The sequence below is a fragment of the Paracoccus laeviglucosivorans genome (genome assembly GCF_900182695.1).
Classification (GTDB): Bacteria; Pseudomonadota; Alphaproteobacteria; order Rhodobacterales; family Rhodobacteraceae; genus Paracoccus; species Paracoccus laeviglucosivorans.
In genome coordinates, this window is the sequence record NZ_FXTK01000001.1 from 230046 (window position 1) to 254992 (window position 24947).

Below are 24947 nucleotides of genomic sequence, written 5' to 3' on the forward strand. Positions count from 1 at the left end.
AAGGGCGGCCTGCGCCGCCCCGTTCCGATTGCTTCGCCGCTATCAGCCCATGCGGTAGTTCGGGCTTTCACGGGTGATCTGCACGTCATGGACGTGGCTTTCCTTCAGGCCCGCGCCGGTGATGCGGACAAATTCGCAGCCGCCACGCATCTCGGCCACGGTGGCGTTGCCGGTATAGCCCATGGCCGCGCGCAGACCGCCGACCAACTGGTGAATGACCGTGCCAGCCGGACCCTTATAGGGCACCTGCCCTTCGATCCCTTCGGGAACCAGCTTGTCGGTCGCGGCATCCTTCTGGAAATACCGGTCGGCCGAGCCGCGCGCCATCGCCCCAAGCGAGCCCATGCCGCGATAAGATTTGAAGCTGCGGCCCTGATACAGGATCACCTCTCCGGGCGATTCGTCGGTGCCCGCGATGGCCGAGCCGACCATGGCGCAGCTTGCGCCCGCCGCAATCGCCTTGGCAAAATCGCCCGAGAACTTGATGCCGCCATCCGCGATGACGGGGATATCGCCCGCGCCGGAAACCGCGTCCATGATCGCGGTCAGTTGCGGCACGCCGACGCCCGCCACGATGCGCGTGGTGCAGATCGAGCCGGGGCCGATCCCCACCTTGATCGCATCCGCACCCGCGGCAACCAGCGCGCGCGCCGCTTCGGCGGTGGCGACGTTGCCCGCGACGACCTGCACTTCGTTCGAATGCGCCTTGATGCGCGCGACGGCCTTGGCAACGCCTTCGGAATGGCCATGCGCGGTGTCGATCACCACCATGTCCACACCGGCATCGACCAACGCCAGACTGCGCTCATACCCCTCATCCCCCACGGTCGAGGCGGCGGCGACGCGCAGGCGACCCAGATCGTCTTTGCAGGCCAAGGGGTTCAGCACGGATTTCTCGGTATCCTTCAGTGTCAGAAGGCCGGTCAGCTTGCCGTCGCGATTGGTGATCAGCAGCTTCTCGATCCGACGCTCTTTCATCAGGTTGATCGCCTGCGAGCGGTCGGCGGGTTCATGCATGATGGCCAGATTGTCGCCGGTCATCACGGCACGGACCGGGGTGCGGTCGTCGCTGGCGAAACGCATGTCGCGGTTGGTGATGATACCGACGACGCGGCCCGCTTCGTCCACGACGGGAAAGCCGGTGACGTTATAGCGTTCCTGCAATGCCTTGGCATCCGCGATGGTCTGGTCCGGCATCAGGGTGATCGGCTTGTAGACGATGCCGGATTCGAATCGTTTGACGCGGCGGACCTCATCGGCTTGCTGGTCGGCGGTCAGGTTGCGGTGGATCACGCCGATGCCACCGGCCTGCGCCATGGCGATTGCCATGCGGCTTTCGGTGACCGTATCCATGGCGCTGGAAAGCAGCGGAATGTTCATCCGGATCTGCTTGGTGACATAAGTCGTCACATCAGCCGTCGAGGGCATCACCGAGGACGCCGCAGGAACGAGAAGAACATCGTCGAAGGTCAAAGCCTCACGAATCTGCATGGGAGCATCCTATCAGGGGTTCGTTTGGCAGTTTCCCATTTCACGGGTCGCGCGGAATGTCCAGCCCGTCGCAACAGGATTTGCGCGGCGCCCGACAGGGCACTGTCACCCTTAGGTAACGTGTCGCAGGAAACACGCGTATAAATTGAATGAAATCGGGACGCCGCGTCAGATGGCCGATACGATTGACGCAAGCCGATCGGCTGCATCACGCTTGATCCTAAGGCCTCTGCCGGGGCCGAATAAGGGAGGAAGACATGAAATATCTTATGGCCGGGATCGGCGCGCTGATGGCCAGTGCAGCCCCCGTCTTCGCTGGCGGGATCGAGCGTGCGCCGCAATCGCTGGCCGTGATGTTCGAACAGGGCAACTATGTCGAACTTAGCTTTGGCGGCGTGAATCCAGACGTTTCGGGCAGCGATCTTGCCGTTTTCGGCGGTCGTGATACCGGCGACATCGCGCAGGGCTATGGCTTTGTCGGCATGGCCTATAAGCACCAGTTCAACGAGAACCTGTCGGGCGTGTTCATCATGGAACAGCCCTTCGGCGCTGATCTGAAATATGAGCCCGGCAAGTCGGTGGCTTTTGGCGGCACGCGGGTCGAGGTGAATTCGACCACCTATACCGCACTGCTGCGTTATAAGTTCGACAACAACTTCTCGGTGCATGGCGGTATTCGCGGCTCTCATGCGGACGGCAACGTGACGCTTAGCGGCGCGGCCTATGGCGCGCTGTCGGGCTATAACGTCGATATGGACGGCGCATGGGGCGTGGGTTGGGTCGCAGGCGCAGCCTATGAGATCCCGGACATCGCGGCGCGTATCTCGCTGACCTACAACTCGCCCGTCGAACATGACTTCGACACGACCGAAACCCATCCGGGCCTGCCTGTCGGCATCGACAGCGAAACCACCGTCAAGACACCCCGGTCCTGGGTGCTGGAAGGTCAGACCGGCATCGCGGCGGACACGCTGCTGTTCGGCTCGATCCGTTGGGTGAAATGGTCCGAGTTCCGCGTGGACCCGCAGGTTCTGGTGGGCACGCCCCCGGCAGGCTTCGGTGTCGAAGGCGGGCTGGTCGAGCTGGACGATACCACGACCTATACCATCGGCGTCGGACGCAAGTTCACCGAAAACTGGTCGGGTTCGGCATCCTTCACCTATGAGCCCTCGACCGGCGACGATCTGGTCTCGCCCTTGGCGCCGACCAATGGGCGCAAGGGGATCACGCTGGCCGCGATCTATACGCGCGACAACATGAAGATCACCACCGGGGTCAGCTATATGAAGCTGGGCGATGCCTATGCCGAAACCGGCACGCCGGATGTCGCGCGCGCCAAGATGGAAGGCAACAATCTGTGGGGCGTCGGCGTGCGCGTCGGCTACAGCTTCTAAGATCACCTGCAAACTGCTGGAAAGCCCCGCGAAATGCGGGGCTTTTTCTTTTGCGCAAATCGGCGATCAACCGGCGACGCGAAAGACGGATACCCGCCTATGGTAGGATGCGGCCATTGTCATTCCCGCCGTTATCCGCCTAGACTTCACAGGAAGTTGATTCCCAGCTTGAGAGATGAAATGCGTGTATGGCCCGCCCTGCCGATCTTTGTTCTTCTCGCGACCTATGCCATAGGCGATACGCCGCAGGGATTTGAACTGGCACAAGCGGACCCAAGGGCCAAATGCGCGTCCTATGGTTTCAAACGCGGTACCGACGGATTTGCCAACTGCCTGATGCAATTGGACCGTCAATCCAGCCGACCTGCGGAAAGCCATGACGACATCGTCCGCCGCTATCGCAAGCTTAGCCGGGATCGGCAGGGCGATGATCGCTATCCGGTCTGTTCAGCCAGCAACATGAATGCCGAACTGGATATCGAGATCGGCAAATGGGTCGGCGACGATTGCCAGCTGGCCCCCTAGCCCGCACGACCCTGGGCGCGGCTGCGGCCAGGCACGACGCATCGAAATCCCTTTCAGGAGAAGACCATGCAGCGGCTTATCCTTGCCTTCGCCATGGCCACCGGAGGCGGCCTGATCGCCGTTCCGGCTTGGGCCGAAACCACGATCGAATGCAAATCCCGCAACTATCAGTATGACGAATGCTGGGCCGGTCCGGTCAAGCGGCCACAGTTGATCCACCAGATTTCCAGCAGCTCGTGCATCCTGAACAAGACATGGGGCTTCAACCCCGCCAGCAATTACATCTGGGTCGCCCAGGGATGCGAAGGCGTGTTCGCCGACGCGGGCGGCTATCACCATGGCCGTGGCGGTCATGTCGATGCAAATGCGCGCGCCTATGATGAGCGCGGCCACGATGTCGGCGCAGCGGTCGGCGGTGCGATCCTTGGCGCGCTGATCGAAGGTGCGGCCGAGCATCACCACCACAAGCACCACCATTCGAATGCGATCGACACCACGCCGCAATTCGACAAGGACGGAAATCCCAATTTCGACACGCACGGGAATTACCAAGGCTGCCACGGCATGGGCTGTCTGGTCGATAATCCCGACGCAGGAAACTGAAGCCTGCCCCAAGCTTGCGCGGGGTTAAACCGATCTTTTTGCTGCAAAAGGAAGATGGAATGCGTGTCCTGAATATCATCCCGCTGACAGTTTGCCTGACACTGCTTGCTGGTTGCGAAGCCATGGAGGAGATCGAACAGATCAACCGCGACAGCGACCGCGCGACCTGTTCGGGCTATGGCTTTACCGAAGGCACCGACGCCTTTGCGACCTGCATGATGCGTCTGGACCGCGAACGCGAACGCTCGCTGTCCCAAGACAACGACCCGCCGCGCCGCCCGCATGGCGACCGCGACAATGGCGGCATGATCGACCCGCGCCCGCAATTCGACAAGAACGGCAACCCCAATTTCGATACGGAAGGAAACTGGATCGGGTGCCATGGCATCGGCTGCATGGTGGACAATCCCGACGCCTAACTGTGGTTTAGGCCAAGCCGCTTTCCTGAATAGAATTGCGGCTTGTCGCCCCGTCCGTTGGTCGCCGGGAGAGCGGTCAAGGACGCGCGGCAAACCGGCCGATCCGGTCGCACACAAAGCATACGGCACGAGGAAAAGCACTGTGAGACAGCCCCGCAGTGTCCTTAGCTGCCCGGCAGTGCCTTGACCAATTGCATGAAATGCTCGCCGCGTTTTTCGAAATTCGGATATTGGTCGAAACTGGCCGCGGCAGGGGCAAGCAGCACGGTTTCGCCCGACTGCGCCTCGGCGGCGGCGCGAGCGACGGCTTCGTCCATCGTCTCAAGGATCTCATGCGGGGTCGCCCCGACCTGCAGGGCGAAATCGCGGGCGGAATGGCCGATGAAATAAGCCTTGACCACCTGCCCAAGGAACGGGGTCAGCGCTTCGATCCCGCCATCCTTACCCATGCCGCCCGCAATCCAGCGGATGCTTTTGAACGCGGTCAGGGCCTTGGCGGCAGCGTCCGTATTCGTGGCCTTGCTGTCATTGACCCAACGCACGCCACCGATTTCGGCCACGGTCTGGCTGCGATGCGGCAGGCCAGTGAAGCTGTGGAACGCCCGCTCGATCTCGCGCGGGGCCAGACCCAGCGCACGGGTCGCCGCATAGGCGGCACAGGCGTTCTGGTGGTTGTGTTCGCCCGGCAGGCCCGTCACCTCGCGCAGGTCGATCGAGGCGACCTGACGGCCTTTGCGATATTCCGACAAGAACCCCTTGCGGGCAAAGACCGACCAGCCCGGCCCCTCAAGCTTCTGCCCGGAGGAGATGCGGATCACCCGGTCATCCGCCGGCCCCATGGCAAGCTGGCCCGCCAGATAGCGGCCCTCGACCTCATCGACACCGATCACGGCGCGATCCGGCCCGCCTTCGGCAAACAGCCGACGCTTGGCCGCGAAATATCCGCCGGGGCCGCCATGGCGGTCCAGATGGTCGGGCGACAGGTTGGTGAAGACCGCGATGTCAGGCGTCAGCGACCGCGCCAGATCGGTTTGATAGCTGGAGAGTTCGAGCACCACGACCTCGCCGTCATGGGCGGGGTCCAGCGACAGGACGCCCGTGCCGATATTGCCACCAAGCTGGGTGGGGCGACCGGCTTCCTTCAGGATGTGATGGATCAACGCGGTCGTGGTCGACTTGCCGTTCGAGCCGGTGATGGCAATGACGCGCGGCATCGTGTCGAATTCGTCCCAGTCCCGTGTGGCGAAGCTGCGAAAGAACAGGCCGATGTCGTTGTCCACCGGCACGCCCAGCTCATACGCTTTGGCAATGACCGGATGCGGTTTGGGGTAAAGATGCGGAATGCCGGGGCTGGTGATCAGCGCAGCGATGCCGTCCCAGTTCTGGTCCCGCGTCAGATCCAGCACACGCATCCCGTCCGCTTCGGCCTGCATGCGGGTATCGACGCCATCATCCCAGACGACGACTTTGGCCCCGCCAGCAGCCAATGCGGCAGCGGTTGCCCGCCCCGAACGACCAAGGCCAAGAACAGCGATGGTCTGGTTTTCGACGCCTTGGACGGGGATCATGGGCTTGTCCTTTGCTGCAAGGCCGGGGGGCGCTTCGCCCCCCGGACCCCCCGAGGGTATTTGGAGAACAGAGAAGTTTCGAGGGTTTTAGCGCAGCTTCAGCGTGGCAAGGCCGATCAGCGCAAGGATCAGCGCGATGATCCAGAACCGGATGACGATCTGCGGCTCGGCCCAGCCTTTCTTTTCGAAATGATGGTGGATCGGGGCCATCAGGAACACCCGCTTGCCGGTGCGTTTGAAGTAGAGGACCTGAATGATGACGCTGAGCGCCTCGACCACGAAAAGGCCGCCGACGATGGCCAGAACGATTTCATGCTTGGTGACGACGGCGATGGCGCCAAGCGCACCGCCAAGTGCCAGAGAACCGGTATCGCCCATGAAGACGGCGGCGGGCGGGGCGTTATACCACAGAAAGCCCAAGCCTCCGCCGATCAGCGCGGCGACGAAAACCGCGAGTTCGCCGGTGCCCGGCACGAAATGCACGCCGAGGTAATTCGCGAAATTCGCGTTGCCGACCATATAGGCGATGACGGCAAAGGTCGCCGCGGCGATCATCACCGGCATGATCGCCAGACCGTCCAGACCGTCGGTCAGGTTCACCGCATTGGCCGCGCCCAGGATCACGATGATCGCGAAGGGCACGAACAGGAAGCCGAGATTGATCAGCGCGTTCTTGAAGAAAGGCAGCGCAAGCTGGCCGCTGAGCGCATCGGGGTGCAGCCATGCGGCGGCGGCACCGGCGCTGGCCGCGATGACCAGACCGATGGCCAGCCGCACCTTGCCCGACAGACCTGCATGGTGTTGCTTGGTCACCTTGGCATAGTCATCGGCGAAACCGATCAGCGCAAAGCCCAGCGTCACCAGCAGCACGATCCACACATAGCCGTTATCCAGCCGTGCCCAAAGCAGCGTGCCGACCAGCAGCGCGGCAAGGATCAGCAGCCCCCCCATCGTCGGCGTTCCCGCCTTGGAAAAGTGGTTCTGCGGGCCGTCATCGCGGATCGGCTGGCCCTTTTTCTGCTTGCGGCGCAAAAGGTCGATCAGCGGGCGACCGAACAGGAAGCCAAAGATCAGCGCGGTAAAGAACGCGCCACCTGCGCGGAAAGTGATATACCTGAAAAGGTTGAAAAAATCCCCTCCGTCCGAGAGGGAGGCCAGCCAATACAGCATTTACGAAGTCCTTTCGCCAGGCGGCGTTGCTTGCCGCGTCCGCCGCAAGGCGTCAACCACCGTCGAAACCTTCGACGACTTGGAACCCTTAACAAGCACGATATCGCCCATGGCCACCAATTCGCCGATGCGTGCGGCAAGCTCGGCGGCGTTTTCGGCATGAATGCCGCGACGCGCGGGCGGAAGCGCGTCGTGCAGCGCCCGCATACGCGAGCCTGCGGTATGGATCAGATCTACCGATGCCATGGCCGGATCGTCGGCCATGCCGGAATGCATGGCGATTTCGTCGGGCCCCAGCTCCAGCATGTCGCCAAGGATCGCGACACGGCGCCCGCCGGTCAGGCGGGCCAGCGTCGCAAGCCCTGCGGAAAGCGAGGTGGGGTTGGAGTTATAGGCGTCGTCGATCAGGCGGATACCGCCCAGATCCTCGACCGCGCCGCGACCCAAGGGGGGGTGCCAGTCGGACAGCGCGCGGCCTGCGGCGACAACATCCGCTCCGGCAGCTGACAGGGCGGCCAGCACGCCGACCGCGTTCATCACGAAATGCGTGCCTGCGCTGGCGAGGGTGAAGTCCACCGTTTCGCCCAGCACGCGGGCGCGGACCTGCGTAATGCCATCCTGCGTGTCAGCTTTGACGGGTTTCGCCATACCATGCGCGCCGAAACCGATGACGATGGCGCCTGCCTCATCGGCGCAATCGCGCAAAATCTGCGTGACGGGCAGGTCTTCGGGAAGGATGGCGGTGCCGGGCTGCATCAGGGCGCGAAAGATCGCGCCCTTTTCACGGGCGATGCCTTCGATGGCGCCGAATGCCTCAAGGTGCGCGGCGGCGACGGTGGTGATCATCGCGACATGCGGGCGGGCCATGCGGGCCAGCGGCTCGATTTCGCCGGGGTGGTTCATGCCGATCTCGATGATGGCGAAATCGGTATCAGCGGGCATCCGCGCCAGGGTCAGCGGCACGCCCCAATGGTTGTTGTAGCTGGCTTCGGCGGCGTGGATGTTCCCCTGCCCGGTCAAAGCGATGCGCGCCATTTCCTTGGTCGAGGTCTTGCCGACCGAGCCTGTGATCCCGATGACGCGGCCCTGCATCCGTGCCCGGCCCGCGCGGCCCAACGCCTCAAGGGCTGCCAGCACGTCCCCCGCGACCAGAAGCGGCGCATCGGGGTCGACGCCTTCGGGGATGCGGCTGACCAGCGCGGCGGCGGCACCTTTCTCCAGCGCCGTGGCGACGAAATCATGCCCGTCCCGTGCAGCTTGCAACGCGACGAACAGGTCGCCCGGCTGGATCGTGCGGGTGTCGATGGAAACGCCGGTGATCGCGAAGTCGCGGGTGGCCTGCCCGCCCGTGGCGGCAGCAGCGTCAGCAGAAGTCCAGAGTGTCATATCCTGCCATCCAGCGCAGCAACGGCGACCGAGGCCTGCTCGGCATCGTCAAAGGGGTATACGTCATTACCGATGATCTGCCCGGTTTCGTGCCCCTTGCCCGCGATCAGCAGCGCATCGCCGGGTTGCAGTGCATCGACACCGCGCAGGATCGCCTCGGCCCGGTCGCCGATTTCGATGGCATCGGGACCGGCCCCGGCCATGACCTCGGCGCGGATCGCGGCGGGGTCTTCGCTGCGGGGGTTGTCGTCGGTGACAAAGACCAGATCGGCATATTGGCGCGCCGCCTCGCCCATCAGGGGACGTTTCAGGCGGTCGCGGTCCCCGCCCGCGCCGAAGACGACGACGATGCGGCCCATGACATGCGGGCGCAGCGATTGCAGCGCAGATGCCAGCGCACCGGGCTTGTGGCTGTAATCGACAAAGACCGCCGCGCCGTTTTCGCGCACGGCAGCCAGTTCCATCCGGCCCCGCACGGTGGTCAGGCCGGGCAGCGTTTCGATGACGCGGGCAGGTTCGTCGCCCGCGGCAATCGCCAACCCAGCAGCCGCCAGCACGTTTTCGACCTGAAAGCCGCCGATCAGCGCAAGACGCACCAGATGCGCCTGCCCCTGATAGCTGAAGCGCAGATCCTGCCCGGTCGAATCGTAGCGTTGGCCCAGAATGCGCAGGTCCGCGCCTTCGGCCTTGCCGATGGTGGTCAGCAGCAGGCCGCGTTCGCGGGCGATCTGCGCCATCTGCACGCCACGCGGATCGTCGATATTGATGACCGCAACCGTGCCTTCGTCAAGGATGTGATTGAAAAGCAAGGCCTTGGCGGCAAAATACTCGTCAAAGTCCTTGTGGTAATCGAGGTGATCCTGGCTGAAATTGGTGAAAGCCCCCGCCTTCAGCCGCACGCCGTCCAGGCGGCGCTGGTCCAGACCGTGGCTGGACGCCTCCATCACGGCATGGGTGACGCCTGCGGCGACGGCTTCGGACAGCACGCGATGCAGGGTCAGGGGATCAGGCGTGGTATGGGCCAGCTTGGCCTGATAATCGCCCTGCACGCCCATCGTGCCAAGGCTGATCGCCTTGTGTCCCAAGGCCTGCCAGATCTGCCGCGTGAAAGTCGCGACCGAGGTCTTGCCCGAGGTGCCGGTGACGCCGACCATGGTTTCCGGCTGCGCCTCGAACCATAGCGCCGCCGCACCCGCCAAAGCGGCGTGGGGGTCTTCGGCAACGACCAGCGTGGCATCCGACCCGGCCAGCACCGAGGCTGCGATCTCAGCGCCCTTGCGGTCGGTCAGGATCGCCGCAGCCCCCTGACGCAGCGCATATTGGATGAATTCGCCGCCATGCGTGACTGAACCCGGCAATGCTGCAAACAGGTGGCCGTCGCGGACCTGCCGCGAATCGACCGAAATCCCCGTCACCTCGGGGTCGCGCCCCTTGTCCCCCCGAAGCCCCAGAAGGGACAGCCGCATCGCCCTGTCAGTCACGAAACCCCCGCATCTTAGTTGGAGACGAGCTTTAGCTCATCATCCAAGGGACGTTCAATCATCGGCAAGGGTTTCTCGACCTGCGGGCGCAGGCCCAGCAGCGGTGCGACGCGGCGGATCACCTCGGCGGCGACCGGGGCCGAGGTTGCGCCCGCAGTGCGGCTTTCGCCCCCCGCGCCGATGGCCGAAGGTTCGTCCAAGGACAGGACCAGCACATATTGCGGATCGCTGGCCGGGAAGGTCGAGGCGAAGGTCGAAACCACCTTGTTGCCGTAATAGCCACCCGTCGGGCGCGGCTTGTCGGCGGTGCCGGTCTTGCCTGCGACCTCGTAGCCTTCGACATTGGCGCTGCGACCGCTGCCGCGGATCACGACCTGACGCAGCAGCTGCACGGCGGTATGCGCCGCCGAAGGCGACAGGACCTGTTCGCCCTCGCGCCGGGTGCGGTCATGGATCAGCGTCGGCGTCACACGCTTGCCGCCATTTGCGACGGTCGCATAGGCCGTCGCCAGATGCAGCGGGCTTGCAGCAAGGCCATGCCCGAATGCCACCGTGGCCGAAGTGACGGCGGGCCAGCGCTTGGGCACCAGCGGCTTGCCGGTCGGGCCCTCGCTCATCTCGATCGGGGTCGGCTCAAAGAAGCCCAGCTTTTCCAGCAAATCCTTTTGCCGCTCGGGGCCAAGAAGCTGCGCCACGCGCACCGTGCCCACGTTCGACGATTTCACGATAATATCCGTCACCGACAGCGTGCCATAGTTGTGGCCACGGAATTCGTTGATCAGATATTTGCCGATCTTCATCGGCGCATTGGCATTGATCATCGTGGTGGGGCTGACCAGTTTCAGGTCGATCGCCTGTGCCACCGGGAATATCTTGAAGGTCGAGCCAAGCTCATACTGGCCCTGCACCGCGCGGTTGAACAGCGGGCTGTCCGAAGGATCGCCCTTCAGCAGTGGGCGCGGGCGGTCGTTCGGATCGAAATCGGGCAGGCTGGCCATGGCGACGATCTCGCCGGTCTTGACCTCCATCAGGATGCCGGTGGCACCCTTGGCGTTCATGACCTTCATGCCGTTGGCCAGCACTTCCTCCATCGCGGCCTGCGCCGACAGGTCCAGCGAAAGCGTCAGCGGCGCACCGTCATTGCCGGGATCGCGCAGCCAGCGGTCAAAGGCTTTTTCAACCCCCGCAACCCCGATCACCTCGGCCGAGGCAACGTCCTCTTTGCCAAAGGTCGAGCCGCCAAGAATGTGGCTGGCGATGCGACCATTGGGATAAAGCCGCATTTCGCGCGGACCGAACAGCAGGCCCGGCTCGCCGATGTCATGGACGGCCTGCATCTGTTCGGGCGAAATCTTTTTCTTGATCCAGACAAAGCTGCGCTTGCCCGAGAAATCCTTTTGCAGCCGCTCAAGGCTCAGGTCCGGGAAGATCGCCGCCAGCTTTTTCGCAGCCCCTTCGGGGTCCACCATCTGGCGGGGATGGGCGTAAAGCGAATGGGTCAGCAGGTTCGTCGCCAGCACGCGGCCATGACGGTCGGTGATGTCGGCACGCTGCGAGATGATCGCGGCGCTGCTGGCCATGGCGCTGGGTTCGGTCGGCTGGGCTGCGGCAAGCGTGCCCATGCGCACACCCACCGCACCAAAGGCCACCACGAAGGCCATCGCCATGATCGTCAGCCGCCCCTGCGCCCGTCCGCGTGCCGCGTCCTGAATGACGGCATGGCGCTGAGCAAGGTTCTCGGCCTCGATCACGTCGGGGTTTTCGCCCTTTTCCCTTGCACGCAGAATGCGGGCCAGCGGGCGCAGCGGTGTGCGGATCATGGCATCCTCTCCTGTGGTCTCATGGGCGGGAAACCCGCGGGGCGTTCGATCGGCATCGCGTCGGTGCCGGTTGCGCTGACGACCGGGGCCGCAGGGCGCGGGAATGCGACCTGCCCCACCTCGACGAATTGGTCCGAGGTGAAGGGCACCAGCTTAAGCTTTTCGAAATTCAGGTTCACCAGCTCGCGCAGGCGGTCGGGGCGGTTCAGATAGGACCATTCGGCCCGCAAGACGCCCAGATCCTCGCGCAGCGTGCCGATTTCGCGCTGCACATGGGTCATTTCCTGAAGCGCGGCCTGTGTCGCGTAATTTTCGCGATAGGCCCAAAACGCCATGCCCATGACCGCAAGCGTGGTCAGAAGGTAAAGCACCGAGCGCATCAGGCCCCCCTTTCGTTCAGGCGCGGCAGACCCAGCGCCTCGGGATCGACGCGGCCCGCCGGGGCCGTGGTGCGGATACCCACCCGCAGCAGCGCCGAGCGTGAACGCGGGTTGACCGCCAGTTCCGCATCGTCCGGCCCGATGGCACGGCGGAACGGCAGGGTGAATGCCGGTTCGTCCTGCGCAATTTCCGGGGCATAGCGGCTGCCGCCACCGGCGCTGTTCGAACGCGCTTGCATGAAGCGTTTCACGATGCGGTCTTCCAGGGAATGGAAGCTGACCACGGCCAGCTTGCCGCCGGGACGCAGCGCGCGTTCCGCCGCCGCAAGCCCCGCGACAAGCTGGCCGAATTCATCATTGACCCAGATGCGGATCGCCTGAAACGCACGGGTCGAAGGGTGGCTTTGTCCCGGTTTCGGACGCGGCAGGCAATTTCCGATGACATCCGACAATTGCCCCGTGCGGGTCAGCGGACGCGCCGCGACAATCGCCTTGGCGATACGGCGCGAAGCCCGCTCCTCTCCATACAGGTAAAGCACGTCGGCAATGACCTGTTCGGGCGCGGTATTCAGCAGATCGGCAGCACTGGGGCCGTCGCCGCCCATACGCATGTCCAAAGGCCCGTCGCGCATAAAGGAAAAACCGCGCTCGGCCTGATCCAGCTGCATCGAGCTGACGCCAAGGTCCAGCACGACGCCATCGACCTGATCGCCCGCCAACTGGTCCAGATCGGAAAACGTGCCCTGCACCAGTTGCAGACGGTCGCCATGTTCTGCCGCCCAGGACTGCGCCATGTTAAAGACCATGGGGTCGCGGTCGATCCCGATGACGCGATCCGCGCCCTCGGCCAGCAGACCGCGTGCATAGCCGCCCGCGCCGAATGTGCCATCGACCCAGGTTCCCGTGACAGGCGCAACGGCCCGCAACAGCGGGCCGAGCAGGACAGAAATATGGGGATCGGTTGCGCTGGACATGATCTAACCCTCTGTTTTGCTGGCGGAACCCAGCAGCGACAGCGGATCGGCGCCCGGCTCGAAATCCGGCACCAGCGATTCAAGGCGCTGCTCTTCCTCGGCATAGCTTTCGGGCGTCCAGACCTTCAGGCTGTCCCCGGCCGAGATGAAGAAGGCACCATCGGCCAGGCCGATCTTTTCGCGCAGTTTCTGCGGCAGGACCAGACGGCCATCGCCGTCGATCTCGGTTTCTTCGGCATGACCGTGATAGATGTTTTCCAGCAGGTTACGCTCGGCGCTGCCACGCGGCATGGCGGCGATGCTGTCATCGATTTCGTTCATCGCTTCGATGGTGAAAAGCTGAAGATGCTTCCAATCGCGCGTGCCGAAGACAATGACCATCTGGGGGCGCTTGCCGGTGGACCAGTCGGGATCGCAGGACTCAAAGACCCGGCGAAACTTGGCCGGGATGGAAACGCGACCTTTCGCGTCCACCTTGACCTCTTCGGATCCTCTGAACCGGCGTGCCAACGGCCCGCTCTCCTTCCACTGTCCCAGCCTTTCCGGTGTTCCGAAAAGGAAAGGGCGGATCGGGCTGCTGCCACTGCCCGATCCGCCGCCCTCGTTCCCATCTCTGGGCCCCGTAGTTTCGGGGATCGTGCCCTGCTTTTGCGCCACCTGGGGGAGGTGCTGCTCGCGCGCGGCAGGTGCATGTTCGGAAAGCGGGTGCCTGTATGAAGCCTGCTTGTCGCCTTCGGGGTCTTATTGCCCCTTGAGCCCGTCTTCCGTGATTGAAGGGATGCCATGGGATTTCATGGGAAGCAATGGGTTTGTTCGCGCGCTTTCTGGGACCAAGCGGCCTTCCGCCCGTGAACGGGAAAGGAACAACGTGTAAACATATATTCACGCAGGACAGGTATGGATTTTATTAAGGATCAGACCACTACATCTGGTAGCTGAAAAAAGTGGGGCATAAATCCCACATATTCCCAGAAACCGACCAAAGCGGCCCGGCACGCCCCAGCGGGCGTAAAACAGAAGCCGTATCAGCCGCTGGCGATTCGCCAGATTTTCCGGCGCCTCACAGATGCTCACGGCGCAGTGATTCGCGTGAGAAGCGGCTTTCCCGTGATTTCCCAGCCTGCATTCCCGTGTTTTCCCGGAATGCAGGCCGGGGAGGTTTCAGGCCATACCGCCGCCGATCAGACGGTTGGCCAGCCGAGCAAAGGCATCAGCCACCGGCCCATCGGTCGCGGCGACCGGGGTGCCCGCATCGCCAGCAAGACGCACCTCCAAATTCAGCGGAATCTCACCCAGGAAGGGCAGACCAAGCTGCTGCGCCTCGGCGGCGACCCCACCATGACCGAAAAGATGCGCCTCATGACCGCAATTGGGGCAGATATAGGTGGACATGTTTTCGACCAGACCCAGCACCGGCGTCTTGAGCTTGTCGAACATGTCGATGGCCCGCCGCGCGTCGATCAGCGCGACATCCTGCGGGGTTGAAACGATGATCGCGCCGCTGACCTGCGCCTTTTGGCACAGCGACAGCTGCACATCCCCCGTGCCCGGCGGCAAATCGACCAGCAGCACGTCAAGTTCGCCCCATTTCACCTGATTCAGCATCTGTTGCAGCGCCCCCATCAGCATGGGACCGCGCCAGACCAGCGCCTCGCCTTCCTTCATCATCAGCCCGATGGACATGACGGTCACGCCATGGGCGTGCAGCGGCTCGATCATCTGTCCGTCGGTGGTCGGACGCTGACCGCTAAGCCCCAGCATCCGGGGCTGCGAAGGGCCATATATATCCGCATCCAGCAGACCGACGCGACGCCCCGCGCGTGCCAGCGCCACCGCAAGGTTCGACGTCAGCGTGGATTTTCCCACCCCACCCTTGCCCGAACCGATGGCCAGAATACGGGCTACGCCGCTGACCGGCTCGGGGCCCGCCTGAGGCGTTGGATGGCGACCGATCTTCAGGCTCGGCGGGGCATCGCCCCCGGACCGTGCGGCGACCTGCGGTGCCGGTGCACGCGCGGCCGTGGGCGCGGTCATCACGATCTGCACCTTTTCGACGCCGGGTATCGCCATAAGCTGCCGCTGCGCCTCGGCCTCGATCGGGGCCAGATTGCGCGCCGCCTCGGCATTTTCTGCTTCGATGACGAATCGGACGGTGCCGCCATCGACGGACAAGGCCCGCACCAGATCCGCCGAGACCAGATTTCCGCCCCCCGGAAGCACGATTTTCTGTAGCGCCGAAAGCACACTTTCCCGTGATATTGTCATGCCTACCCCCGATTTCGAAGCGTAGGCAGAATTGCAATTTCGGGACCGCTCGGCAAGGCAGGCCAGGCCGGGATTCGTTAAACCCCTGAAACGCTGCGCAACTTGCCTTATATTATCCACGATTCATTGAAACTGGCGCGAATACATCCCGAAAAGTCCCACCAAATAAGGGTTTTGCTGACCGACTTTCTAAAAAGCCATGCGCTTTCTGCATGGCAGCATCACGCCTGCGGCTATTGTGCAAACGCAGCAAGATAGGCATGTTCGCCCTAACAAAGCGACGGACAAACCGAAGCTTTCCATGAAAACGCAAGAGTGGACGAAATGACTGTTCTAGACCTGAACCATGGCACTGCCCGCAGCGAAGCTGGCGAAACCCGTCTGGGTAGCCTGATGACCGGTCTGCGCGGCTATTTCGCACGTCGCGCGCTGTATCGCCAGACCATTCGCGAACTGCACGATCTGAACAGCCGCGAACTGGCTGATCTGGGCATCAGCCGCTCGATGATCCGCAGCGTGGCTTACGAAGCCGCCTGGGGTTCGAAATAAGAATAGAATACCCGACCCCCTCCTCCTCCCTGGGGTCCGGGTTCAGGCGGCATCCTCCCTCCTCCTCCCTGAGGATGCCGCCGCAAAGATACGGTAAAGCCCCTCCTCCTCCCTGGGCTTTGCAGTAAAGGCGGCCTTCCCCTCCTCCTCCCTGGGAAGCCGCCACCTTATACCGCGGGCCCCTCCTCCTCCCTTGGGTCTCGCAGTTCAGGCGGCAATCTCCTCCTCCTCCCTGAGGTTGCCGCCGATCAGATACGGTGAAGCCCCTCCTCCTCCCTGGGCTTCGCAGTAAAGGCGGCCTTCCCCTCCTCCTCCCTGGGAAGCCGCCACCTATACCGCGGGCCCCTCCTCCTCCCTTGGGTCTCGCAGTTCAGGCGGCAATCTCCTCCTCCTCCCTGAGGTTGCCGCCAAAAATACGCCGAAAAGGCGAAACGGTTGCCACGGCCCTCCTCCTCCCTTGGGTCGTAGCGCGCGGTGATGGCCTCCTCCTCCCTGCCATTGCCGCATTCCATACGCGGCCCCTCCTCCTCCCTGGGCCGACGTTGCGCGGCGGTGCCCCTCCTCCTCCCTGGGCACCGCCGCTTTTCATTTCAGAATGCTTTCCAATTCCCGCCGGGCGGTTTAAGCGCAGGGCATGTTGTCCTATCAGCACGCCTATCACGCCGGGAATCTGGCCGATCTTCAGAAGCACGCGCTTTTGGCGTGGATGCTGGATTACCTGACGGCCAAGCCCAAACCGCTCAGCTATATCGAAACCCATGCAGGGCGCGGACTTTACGACCTGTCCGGCCCCGAAGCGACCAAAACCGGCGAAGCGCAGGCCGGCATCACCCGTGCGCTGTCCGAAGGCTGGCTGCCGGATGACCACCCCTTGCGCCACGCGCTGGACCAGATCCACCGGATGCATGGACCGGACGCCTATCCCGGCTCTCCGCTGATCGCGCGCTATTTCCTACGGCCCGAGGATAATGCCCATCTGGCCGAACTGCACCCGACCGAGCACGAGGCACTGACACAGGTCGGCGGCTTTGCGCATCTGCACCGACAGGACGGTTTTGCGATGGCACAAGCCGTCTGCCCGCCGACGCCGCGCCGTGGCCTGTTGCTGATCGACCCCAGCTACGAGGTAAAGGCAGATTACGACGCCATCCCGCGCCAGATCGGCCAGATCGCCCGGAAATGGAACGTGGGCGTCATCGCGCTATGGTATCCGCTGCTGGTGGACAATCGCCACGCGCCCATGATCCGCGCGTTGCAACAGGCCCATCCCGACGCGCTGACCAGCGAAGTCGGCTTCCCGCCCGCACGTCCCGGTCACGGCATGGTCGGGTCGGGCATGTTCGTCATAAACCCGCCCTATGGCCTGCAGGACGAAGCCCGCCGCATCGAAAAACTGTTCAAGCGGCTATAGACCGGCGGCAAGGATGCGATCCGTTGCATCCTCTGGCCCGTCGGCCCAAGGGCGGAAACGCAGGCGAAACGCCGCAAGCGTCGCCGGTCCCAAAGGATAGCCGATGCGGGTCAGGCTGTCCGACATCGGCAGGTCCGCACCCGCAACGGGCCAGACAGCCAACCCCTGCAAGGCCAGCCTGCGCCAGTCGAAACGCGGGCCGGGATCGATCTTGCGTTCGGGGGCCATGTCGGAATGGGCGATCACACCCGCCGCCGGAATGTCCCAGCGCGCCATGATCTGCGGCAACAACCCCTCAAGCGCCGCCATCTGCGGTTCGGGAAAAGGTCGCGTGCCGGTGTTGACCAGTTCGATCCCGATGCTACGAGAATTCACATCGGCCCGCCCCTGCCATTCACCTGCACCGGCGTGCCAGGCGCGGCGGTCTTCGGCGACCAGCAACTCGGTCAGGCCGTCTTCGTGAATCAGCCAATGCGCGCTGACCTCGGCCAGCGGGTCGCACAGCCTTTCGCGGGCCGATGCGCCATCGGCCATTCCGGTATAATGCAGCACGATCAGTTCGGGGTGCTGTCCCCTGCGGTCGCCGTGATTGGGCGAAAGGCTCAACGCAGGGGGCGCGGATCCCAGCCGCAGACATAGCCATCGCCATCCGGGTCCATACCGCGCGGATCCAGAATCGGTCCACCCGCAGCAATGAATGCCCGCTGCGCGTGGTCGGCCGAGCTATAGCCGGAACAGGACCGTGCCGCAGCCGCGACCGAACCACCCGTGCGGCGATAGGTCGTCGTCCCCGGATTCTGGCGTTCCTGATGGGCATAGCGCACCAGAACCGGCGTCGATCCGGGATAGGCACCGCCCGCCGTCACGGGCCGTGCATTGGTCGGGATCACTGCGACCGTGGCAGGCACAACCTTGCGCTGCGGCTGGCCCAGCTCGGGTGCCTCGGCGGGCAATTGCACCGGGATCACCTGCGGCACCGCGCCGGTGCCATGCAGCGCTGCTTCGCGCTGCTGGTAGTATTCGGCGTAATCCGAGCCATTGTGCATGGCGCTGTAATTCGGATTCCAGCCCGCATTCTCGCCGCAGGCCGCAAGCGCCAGAACGGGGCCAAGTGCCAGCATCACGTATTTCCGCATCACACCTCTCCCCGGTCCTTGGGCATCAGATCACCACCAGCGCGGCGGCTTCGCGGTGAAGCCTGCCGCAGTTTCCAGTGCTTGCGCAAGGTTCAACAGACCGCCTTCGTCCCAAGGACGCCCGATCAGTTGCATCCCAAGCGGCAAACCCTGCCCGTTCAGCCCCACGGGAACCGAAATCCCCGGCAGACCCGCAAGGTTCAGCGTCACGGTAAAGACATCGTTCAGATACATCTCGACCGGGTTGCTGCTATCCGCCGAACCCAGCGCAAAGGCGGCGCTTGGCGTCGTCGGCGCCAGAATCGCGTCGATGCCGCTGGCATAGGCCTGATCAAAGTCGCGCTTGATCAACGCACGGACCTTGCGGGCGCGGTTGTAATAGGCGTCATAAAAACCGGCCGAAAGCACATAGGTGCCAACCATGATGCGGCGCTTCACCTCGGGGCCGAAACCTTCGGCGCGGGTCCGCTCATACATCTCGACCACGCCATCGCCGGCGCCCAGCTTGGCCCGACGACCGTAACGCACGCCGTCATACCGCGCGAGATTCGAGGACGCCTCGGCAGGGGCGATGACGTAATAGGCGGGCAGCGCGTATTTCGCGTGTGGCAGGCTGATGTCCACGACCTCGGCCCCGGCGTCACGCAGCATTTCTGCGGTCTTGCTCCACAGGGCGTCGATTTCATCCGACAAGCCGTCGATGCGGTATTCGCGCGGAATGCCGATCTTCTTGCCACGGATGTCGCCGGTCAGCGCGGCTTCATAATCCGGCACGGGACGTTCGGCACTGGTCGAATCCTTGGGATCGACCGATGCCATCGCGCCCAGCATGATCGCCGCATCGCGCACCGTCTTGGTGATCGGCCCGGCCTGATCCAGAGACGACGCATAGGCGATCACGCCCCAACGGCTGACCCGGCCATAGGTCGGGCGAAGGCCCACCGTGCCGGTGAACGCCGCGGGCTGACGGATCGAGCCGCCGGTATCCGTCGCAGTCGCCCCCAGACACAGATCCGCCGCGACCGCAGCCGCCGAACCGCCCGACGAACCGCCCGAGGTCCGCGCCACGCCGTCCTCCAGCTTCCACGGGCTGACCGTCGCGCCATAGGTGCTGTTCTCGGTGGACGAGCCCATGCCGAATTCATCCTGATTCAGCTTGCCCAGCATGACCGCGCCCTGATCCCACAGGTTCTGGGTCACGGTCGATTCATATTGCGGCAGGAAACCTTCCAGAATGCGGCTGGCCGATTGCGAGGGGACGTCCTTGACGCAGAACAGATCCTTGACGCCCACCGGAATGCCGGTCATCGGCTGGGCATTGCCTGCCTTGATCCGTGCATCGGCCGCGGCTGCCATACCCCGTGCCTTTTCCGGCGTGTTATGCACGAATGCATTCAGCGCACCCGAAGCATCGATCGCCGTGATGCACGCCTCGGTCAGTTCGACCGAAGTGGTTTCACCCTTGGCCAAGGCATCGCGGGCCTCGGCAATGGTCAGTTTGTTCAGATCGCTCATTCCACCACCTTCGGCACGGCAAAAAAGCCCTCACGCGCATCGGGCGCATTCTTCAGGACCAGATCCTGCTGTTCGCCATCGGTGACGACATCCTCGCGCCGCTTCAGGCGCATGGGCTCGACGCCGGTCATCGGTTCGATCCCGTCGACATCGACCTCGTTCAACTGCTCCATGAAATGCAGGATGCCGTTCAACTCCTGCGCAAGAGCGGGCAAATCCGCGTCATCGACCGCGATGCGCGCCAGATGCGCGACCTTGCGGGCTTCGTCCTGAGTGATGGCCATCGGTGGCTCCTTTTCGCTTGGGGGCGGTTTACCGCCCGCATCCGGTCGGGGCAAGCGCCGCTTCTGGAACTTTACGCCCCGCGCGCCGCTTGGCAGGATGCGCCCAGCTATCAAGGAGCCTTCCCATGAAACTGACCTGGCTTGGACATTCCGGCTTTCGACTTGAAATCGAAGATGCCGTGATCCTGATCGACCCATGGATGTCCGGCAATCCGGTATTCCCCGATGGCGCGCGCGAAAACGCGATCAAAGGCGCGACGCATGTGCTGCTGACACATGGACATGGCGACCATTCGGGCGACACGCTCTCGATCGCGCGCGAGCTGAAAATCCCGGTCGTGGGTATCTACGACCTGATCTCGACCTGGCAAACGCATCAGGGAATCGAAGGTATCGGCTTCAACAAGGGTGGCACGGTCGATTTGGGCGGCGCAAAGGTCACGATGGTCAATGCCAGCCACAGCTCCTCGATCGAAGGCAACGAAGGCCCGATCTATGCAGGCCACGAATCCGGTTACATGATCGCGGGCGAAGGGCATGTGATCTATGTCTCGGGCGATACCGACATCATGGCCGACATGGCTTGGATGGGCGAATATCACATGCCCGATATCGGCATCCTTTGCGCGGGCGGCCATTTCACGATGGATATGAAACGCGCCGCGTGGGCTGCTAGGAAGTATTTCAACTTCCGCACGGTCATCCCCTGCCACTATAAAACCTTCCCGCTCCTGGAACAAAACGCCGACGCGATGGTCGCCGCCTTGCCCGGCGTCAACGTGATCGAGCCAGAGGTCATGACACCGATCACCCTTTGAAGTATTTTTGGGTATTTGGGGAACTGAGAAATCCCGAGGCAATGCTCCTGGACTTCTTAGTTCTTCAAATACCCATACGAGGACAGCAACAAGCGCGGCGCATAAAAGAAAAGCGCGGCCATGAAGCCGCGCTGTAAATCCAGAGGGGCAGAGGCCGATCAGGCGGCCAGACGTTCTTCGACACGCTCGGTCGGCATCGGTTCAAAGCTGAAATAACCGAACATCTGTTCCAGCGCAGCTTCGGCAGCTGTGTCGATCGTCCGGGGTGCGGGTTTCAGCACAGCCAGTTTCGCGGTGTCGTTCAGGGCAGTGGTCATCGGGCCTCTCCGGGGTCTGAAATGCTTCGTTCTCCCCGGCGGGATATATAATGCGGCGCCGCAGCAAAAACCAGCTGCGACGCGGCATATCACGGCATACCGGCCATGACCTGACGGCAGATCAGACGATCCGCTCGACCATCATGTGCTTGATCGAGGCGATCGCCTTGGCAGGATTCAATCCTTTGGGGCAGGTGTTGGTGCAGTTCATGATCGTGTGGCAGCGATACAGCTTGAAGGGGTCCTCAAGCGAATCCAGACGTTCGCCCGTCGCCTCATCCCGCGAATCGATGATCCAGCGATAGGCATGCAGCAGCGCCGCCGGCCCAAGGTAACGATCGCCGTTCCACCAATAGCTGGGGCACGCGGTCGAACAGGACGCGCACATCACGCATTCATACAGCCCATCAAGCTTTTTGCGGTCTTCGATCGACTGGCGCCATTCCTTGGCGGGCGTCGGCGTTTCCGTCTGCAGGTAGGGCTGGACCGAGGCGTGCTGGGCATAGAAATGCGTCAGGTCGGGGATAAGATCCTTGACCACCGGCATATGCGGCAGCGGATAGATGTTGACGTCTTTGCCCTTCACCTCATCGATGCCAAAGATACATGCCAGACGGTTGCCGCCGTCGATATTCATGGCACAGGAACCGCAGATGCCTTCGCGGCACGACCGGCGGAAGGTCAGCGTGGGGTCGATCTCATTCTTGATCTTGATCAGCGCGTCCAGAACCATGGGGCCGCATTTGTCCAGATCGATGAAATAGGTGTCGATCCGAGGGTTTTCCCCGGTATCGGGATCCCAGCGATAGATGTTGAAACGGCGGACATTCGTTGCGCCATCGGGCTTGGGCCAGGTCTTGCCGACCCGCATCCGGCTGTTCTTAGGGAGGGTAAGTTGGACCATTGGGTTACTCCTGGTGGTCGGACCGCCGTCTTGCGGTAGGCACTGGGTCAAAGGGCATCACCGCGCCCTCCAGCCGGGTTGGTCGTAAAGCGGCACCGTGGGCAGTTGCCCCGAGCGGCGCAGCACGCAATCCTGATAGACCTGCGACGGGTCGCGGCCCATGATGTAATCCGAAGACACGCCCACCTGCACATAGCCGCCGCGTGCCCCGTGCGATCCGACGCCCACGCCCATTTCGGTGCGTGGCCCCGTCGCGTCGCGCGCGCTGGCAAGGCAGACCTGCTGGGCGCGTTCCACCGGGATCGGCGCGCAGGCCGCAAGTCCCAGCGACAAGGCCGGGACAAGGACCACAAGCGCGCCGCGCCGGTTCATCAGGCGGTTCCGCGCGCCGCGGCAGCGGCACCGGCGATGCATTGCGTCGTTGCCGGACGACCCACGATCGAGGCGACCGCGCCGCTGGCATTGGCCGATTGCGAGATGTCGGCCAGTTCCGCCGTAGTCGCGTTGTTCAGCACGCAGTCCGTGTAAGGCGCGACATTGGCACCCGGCAGGCGGCGCGCCATTTCGCGGTTCACGATCAAGCGGGCCGAGCTGCGCACTGCGGCATCGGGGTTCGGCACGGCAACGGGGGGCAGTGTCGGCGCAACCGGCGGCATGGCACCCGGATTTTGATAGACGCAGCCCGAAAGGGCCAGTGCAGCAGCGGTCAGGATAAGGGGAAGACGCATCAGTAAACCCTTGCTTTAGGAGCGATCTTTTTCAAATCAATCCCGCCCTCCTCTTGCGTGGTCAAAGGATCGAGGTGAACGGGCCGATAGGCCAGTTTAACATCGTTGCCTTCGATCCACGCAAGCGAGTGCTTGCGCCAATTGGCGTCATCCCGCTCGGGCCAGTCTTCGTGGGCGTGGGCGCCACGGCTTTCCTTGCGCGCTTCGGCGGCGACGATGGTCGCCAGCGCGTTCGGCATCAGGTTGGTCAGTTCCAGCGTTTCCATCAGGTCGCTGTTCCAGATCAGGCTGCGATCCGTGACCTTCAGGTCATTCATCTTGGCCGCGATGACCTTCATCTTTTCCATACCCTCGGCCAGCGTGGCGTCGGTGCGGAAGACGGCAGCGTCGGCCTGCATGGTCTTTTGCATCTCAAGGCGCAATTCGGCGGTCGAGGTGCTGCCATTGGCGTTGCGGATGCGGTCGAAACGGTCCAGCGCTTTTTGGACGCCAGCCACATTGGTCGGCGGGATCGGTGCCACGCGGTCGATCACCTCGCCGGCGCGGATCGCGGCGGCACGGCCAAAGACCACAAGGTCGATCAGCGAGTTCGAACCCAGACGGTTCGCACCGTGGACCGAGGCGCAGCCCGCCTCGCCCACAGCCATCAGGCCGGGGAACACGGCGTCCGGGGTTTCTTCGGTCGGGTTCAGCACTTCGCCCCAATAGTTGGTGGGGATGCCGCCCATGTTATAGTGCACGGTTGGCAGGATCGGGATCGGTTCGCGCGTCACATCGACGCCCGCGAAGATTTTCGCGGATTCGCTGATGCCCGGCAGACGTTCATGCAGGCTTTCCGGCGGCAGGTGCTGCAGGTTCAGGAACATGTGGTCTTTATGTTCGCCGACACCCCGGCCTTCGCGGATTTCCAGCGTGATGCAGCGCGACACCACGTCACGCGACGCCAGATCCTTGTAGGTCGGCGCATAGCGTTCCATGAAACGCTCGCCTTCCGAGTTGGTCAGATAGCCGCCTTCGCCGCGCGCGCCTTCGGTGATCAGACAGCCCGAGCCATAGATGCCGGTCGGATGGAACTGCACGAATTCCATGTCCTGCAGCGGCAAGCCCGCGCGGGCAACCATGCCGCCGCCATCGCCGGTGCAGGTATGGGCACTGGTCGCGCTGAAATAAGCGCGGCCATAGCCGCCCGTCGCCAGCACCACCATCTTGGCGTTGAAGACGTGGATCGTGCCGTCATCCAGTTTCCAGCACACGACACCGGTGCATTTGCCGTCGGTGATGATCAGGTCCAGCGCGAAATATTCGATGAAGAACTCGGCTTTTTCCTTCAGCGACTGGCCATACAGCGTGTGCAGGATGGCGTGACCGGTGCGGTCAGCGGCGGCGCAGGTGCGCTGTACCGGGGGGCCTTCGCCGAATTCGGTCGTGTGGCCGCCGAAGGGGCGCTGATAGATCTTGCCTTCCTCGGTGCGGGAAAACGGCACGCCGTAATGTTCCAGCTCATAGACCGCCTTGGGGGCCTCGCGCGCCAGATACTCCATGGCGTCGGTATCGCCCAGCCAGTCCGAGCCCTTGACGGTGTCATACATGTGCCACTGCCAGTTGTCCGGGCCCATGTTCGACAGCGAAGCCGCGATGCCGCCCTGCGCCGCAACGGTATGGCTGCGGGTCGGGAACACCTTGGTCACGCAAGCCGTGCGCAGACCCTGTTCGGCCATGCCCAGCGTCGCGCGCAGGCCCGCACCACCGGCACCGACAACCACGACGTCATAATCATGCGTTTCGTATTTGTAATCAGCCATGGCGGAA

At 63.3% G+C, this 24947-nt stretch carries 26 protein-coding genes; 7 read left to right on the top strand and 19 right to left on the bottom strand.

Going from position 1 to position 24947, the window contains the following annotated elements:
- Positions 1 to 42: 42 nt before the first annotated feature.
- Positions 43 to 1491 (bottom strand): IMP dehydrogenase, encoded by a 1449-nt coding sequence (guaB, locus tag FN835_RS01200; protein ID WP_142661354.1) that lies wholly within the window; start codon positions 1489 to 1491, stop codon positions 43 to 45.
- A 257-nt stretch (positions 1492 to 1748) separates the two neighbouring features.
- Between guaB and FN835_RS01205 the strand changes: the two genes are divergently transcribed.
- From FN835_RS01205 to FN835_RS01220, 4 genes are all read left to right on the top strand, one after another.
- Positions 1749 to 2885, top strand: a complete 1137-nt coding sequence (locus FN835_RS01205) for an OmpP1/FadL family transporter (RefSeq protein WP_142661355.1) — start codon at positions 1749 to 1751, stop codon at positions 2883 to 2885.
- A 180-nt stretch (positions 2886 to 3065) separates the two neighbouring features.
- Entirely contained in the window at positions 3066 to 3410 is a 345-nt protein-coding gene (locus FN835_RS01210) for a hypothetical protein (protein ID WP_142661356.1), read from the top strand.
- Between the two features lie 66 nt (positions 3411 to 3476).
- Complete coding sequence (locus FN835_RS01215) at positions 3477 to 4013, top strand: DUF3011 domain-containing protein (RefSeq protein WP_185958542.1); 537 nt, start codon at positions 3477 to 3479, stop codon at positions 4011 to 4013.
- A 59-nt stretch (positions 4014 to 4072) separates the two neighbouring features.
- Entirely contained in the window at positions 4073 to 4432 is a 360-nt protein-coding gene (locus FN835_RS01220; protein WP_142661357.1) for a hypothetical protein, read from the top strand.
- A gap of 164 nt (positions 4433 to 4596) precedes the next feature.
- Here the strand turns inward: FN835_RS01220 and murD are convergent, their stop codons facing one another.
- From murD to FN835_RS01265, 9 genes are all read right to left on the bottom strand, one after another.
- Positions 4597 to 6000, bottom strand: coding sequence for a UDP-N-acetylmuramoyl-L-alanine--D-glutamate ligase (murD, locus tag FN835_RS01225; RefSeq protein ID WP_142661358.1), 1404 nt, complete (start codon positions 5998 to 6000; stop codon positions 4597 to 4599).
- A gap of 87 nt (positions 6001 to 6087) precedes the next feature.
- On the bottom strand, positions 6088 to 7170 hold the full coding sequence (gene mraY, locus FN835_RS01230; RefSeq protein WP_142661359.1) for a phospho-N-acetylmuramoyl-pentapeptide-transferase: 1083 nt from the start codon (positions 7168 to 7170) through the stop codon (positions 6088 to 6090).
- Entirely contained in the window at positions 7171 to 8556 is a 1386-nt protein-coding gene (locus FN835_RS01235) for a UDP-N-acetylmuramoyl-tripeptide--D-alanyl-D-alanine ligase (RefSeq protein WP_142661360.1), read from the bottom strand.
- A complete protein-coding gene (locus FN835_RS01240; protein WP_142661361.1) occupies positions 8553 to 10022 on the bottom strand; it encodes a UDP-N-acetylmuramoyl-L-alanyl-D-glutamate--2,6-diaminopimelate ligase in 1470 nt (489 codons plus the stop codon). The genes FN835_RS01235 and FN835_RS01240 overlap by 4 nt, the downstream gene beginning before the upstream one ends.
- 29 nt (positions 10023 to 10051) lie before the next feature.
- On the bottom strand, positions 10052 to 11857 hold the full coding sequence (locus FN835_RS01245; protein WP_142661362.1) for a peptidoglycan D,D-transpeptidase FtsI family protein: 1806 nt from the start codon (positions 11855 to 11857) through the stop codon (positions 10052 to 10054).
- Positions 11854 to 12237, bottom strand: coding sequence for a cell division protein FtsL (gene ftsL / locus FN835_RS01250; protein WP_142661363.1), 384 nt, complete (start codon positions 12235 to 12237; stop codon positions 11854 to 11856). Before ftsL ends, FN835_RS01245 begins: the two co-directional genes overlap by 4 nt.
- On the bottom strand, positions 12237 to 13211 hold the full coding sequence (rsmH, locus tag FN835_RS01255; RefSeq protein WP_142661364.1) for a 16S rRNA (cytosine(1402)-N(4))-methyltransferase RsmH: 975 nt from the start codon (positions 13209 to 13211) through the stop codon (positions 12237 to 12239). Before rsmH ends, ftsL begins: the two co-directional genes overlap by 1 nt.
- A 3-nt stretch (positions 13212 to 13214) precedes the next feature.
- On the bottom strand, positions 13215 to 13721 hold the full coding sequence (mraZ, locus tag FN835_RS01260; RefSeq protein ID WP_142661365.1) for a division/cell wall cluster transcriptional repressor MraZ: 507 nt from the start codon (positions 13719 to 13721) through the stop codon (positions 13215 to 13217).
- A 651-nt stretch (positions 13722 to 14372) separates the two neighbouring features.
- Positions 14373 to 15476, bottom strand: a complete 1104-nt coding sequence (locus FN835_RS01265; protein ID WP_142661366.1) for an Mrp/NBP35 family ATP-binding protein — start codon at positions 15474 to 15476, stop codon at positions 14373 to 14375.
- Positions 15477 to 15800: 324 nt separating this feature from the next.
- Between FN835_RS01265 and FN835_RS01270 the strand changes: the two genes are divergently transcribed.
- Positions 15801 to 16025, top strand: a complete 225-nt coding sequence (locus FN835_RS01270) for a DUF1127 domain-containing protein (protein ID WP_142661367.1) — start codon at positions 15801 to 15803, stop codon at positions 16023 to 16025.
- A 634-nt stretch (positions 16026 to 16659) separates the two neighbouring features.
- Positions 16660 to 17436, top strand: coding sequence for a 23S rRNA (adenine(2030)-N(6))-methyltransferase RlmJ (locus FN835_RS01275; protein ID WP_142661368.1), 777 nt, complete (start codon positions 16660 to 16662; stop codon positions 17434 to 17436).
- Here FN835_RS01275 and FN835_RS01280 read toward each other — a convergent pair.
- From FN835_RS01280 to gatC, 4 genes are read right to left on the bottom strand one after another with little or no spacing between them, the layout of a single operon-like run.
- Positions 17431 to 18042 carry an N-acetylmuramoyl-L-alanine amidase gene (locus FN835_RS01280; protein WP_142661369.1) on the bottom strand — a complete coding sequence of 204 codons (612 nt, stop codon included), beginning with the start codon at positions 18040 to 18042 and terminating at the stop codon, positions 17431 to 17433. The two genes, FN835_RS01275 and FN835_RS01280, sit on opposite strands and share 6 nt — an antisense overlap.
- On the bottom strand, positions 18039 to 18572 hold the full coding sequence (locus FN835_RS01285) for a hypothetical protein (protein WP_142661370.1): 534 nt from the start codon (positions 18570 to 18572) through the stop codon (positions 18039 to 18041). The genes FN835_RS01280 and FN835_RS01285 overlap by 4 nt, the downstream gene beginning before the upstream one ends.
- A gap of 30 nt (positions 18573 to 18602) precedes the next feature.
- The gene (gatA, locus tag FN835_RS01290; RefSeq protein WP_142661371.1) at positions 18603 to 20087 is read right to left on the bottom strand and encodes an Asp-tRNA(Asn)/Glu-tRNA(Gln) amidotransferase subunit GatA; all 1485 of its coding nucleotides are present in this window, start codon (positions 20085 to 20087) and stop codon (positions 18603 to 18605) included.
- Complete coding sequence (gene gatC, locus FN835_RS01295; RefSeq protein WP_142661372.1) at positions 20084 to 20371, bottom strand: Asp-tRNA(Asn)/Glu-tRNA(Gln) amidotransferase subunit GatC; 288 nt, start codon at positions 20369 to 20371, stop codon at positions 20084 to 20086. The genes gatA and gatC overlap by 4 nt, the downstream gene beginning before the upstream one ends.
- A 125-nt stretch (positions 20372 to 20496) precedes the next feature.
- On the opposite strand from gatC, the gene FN835_RS01300 reads away from it, so the two are divergent.
- A complete protein-coding gene (locus FN835_RS01300) occupies positions 20497 to 21189 on the top strand; it encodes a metal-dependent hydrolase (protein ID WP_142661373.1) in 693 nt (230 codons plus the stop codon).
- A gap of 158 nt (positions 21190 to 21347) precedes the next feature.
- Here FN835_RS01300 and FN835_RS21145 read toward each other — a convergent pair whose 3' ends face one another.
- From FN835_RS21145 to sdhA, 5 genes are all read right to left on the bottom strand, one after another.
- Positions 21348 to 21506 carry a hypothetical protein gene (locus tag FN835_RS21145; protein WP_185958543.1) on the bottom strand — a complete coding sequence of 53 codons (159 nt, stop codon included), beginning with the start codon at positions 21504 to 21506 and terminating at the stop codon, positions 21348 to 21350.
- 121 nt (positions 21507 to 21627) lie between these two features.
- Positions 21628 to 22410 carry a succinate dehydrogenase iron-sulfur subunit gene (locus FN835_RS01305; RefSeq protein WP_142661374.1) on the bottom strand — a complete coding sequence of 261 codons (783 nt, stop codon included), beginning with the start codon at positions 22408 to 22410 and terminating at the stop codon, positions 21628 to 21630.
- Positions 22411 to 22467: 57 nt separating this feature from the next.
- Positions 22468 to 22782 carry a hypothetical protein gene (locus FN835_RS01310; RefSeq protein ID WP_185958544.1) on the bottom strand — a complete coding sequence of 105 codons (315 nt, stop codon included), beginning with the start codon at positions 22780 to 22782 and terminating at the stop codon, positions 22468 to 22470.
- On the bottom strand, positions 22782 to 23138 hold the full coding sequence (locus tag FN835_RS01315) for a hypothetical protein (protein ID WP_142661376.1): 357 nt from the start codon (positions 23136 to 23138) through the stop codon (positions 22782 to 22784). The genes FN835_RS01310 and FN835_RS01315 overlap by 1 nt, the downstream gene beginning before the upstream one ends.
- Complete coding sequence (gene sdhA / locus FN835_RS01320; RefSeq protein WP_142661377.1) at positions 23138 to 24940, bottom strand: succinate dehydrogenase flavoprotein subunit; 1803 nt, start codon at positions 24938 to 24940, stop codon at positions 23138 to 23140. Before sdhA ends, FN835_RS01315 begins: the two co-directional genes overlap by 1 nt.
- Positions 24941 to 24947 lie beyond the last annotated feature (7 nt).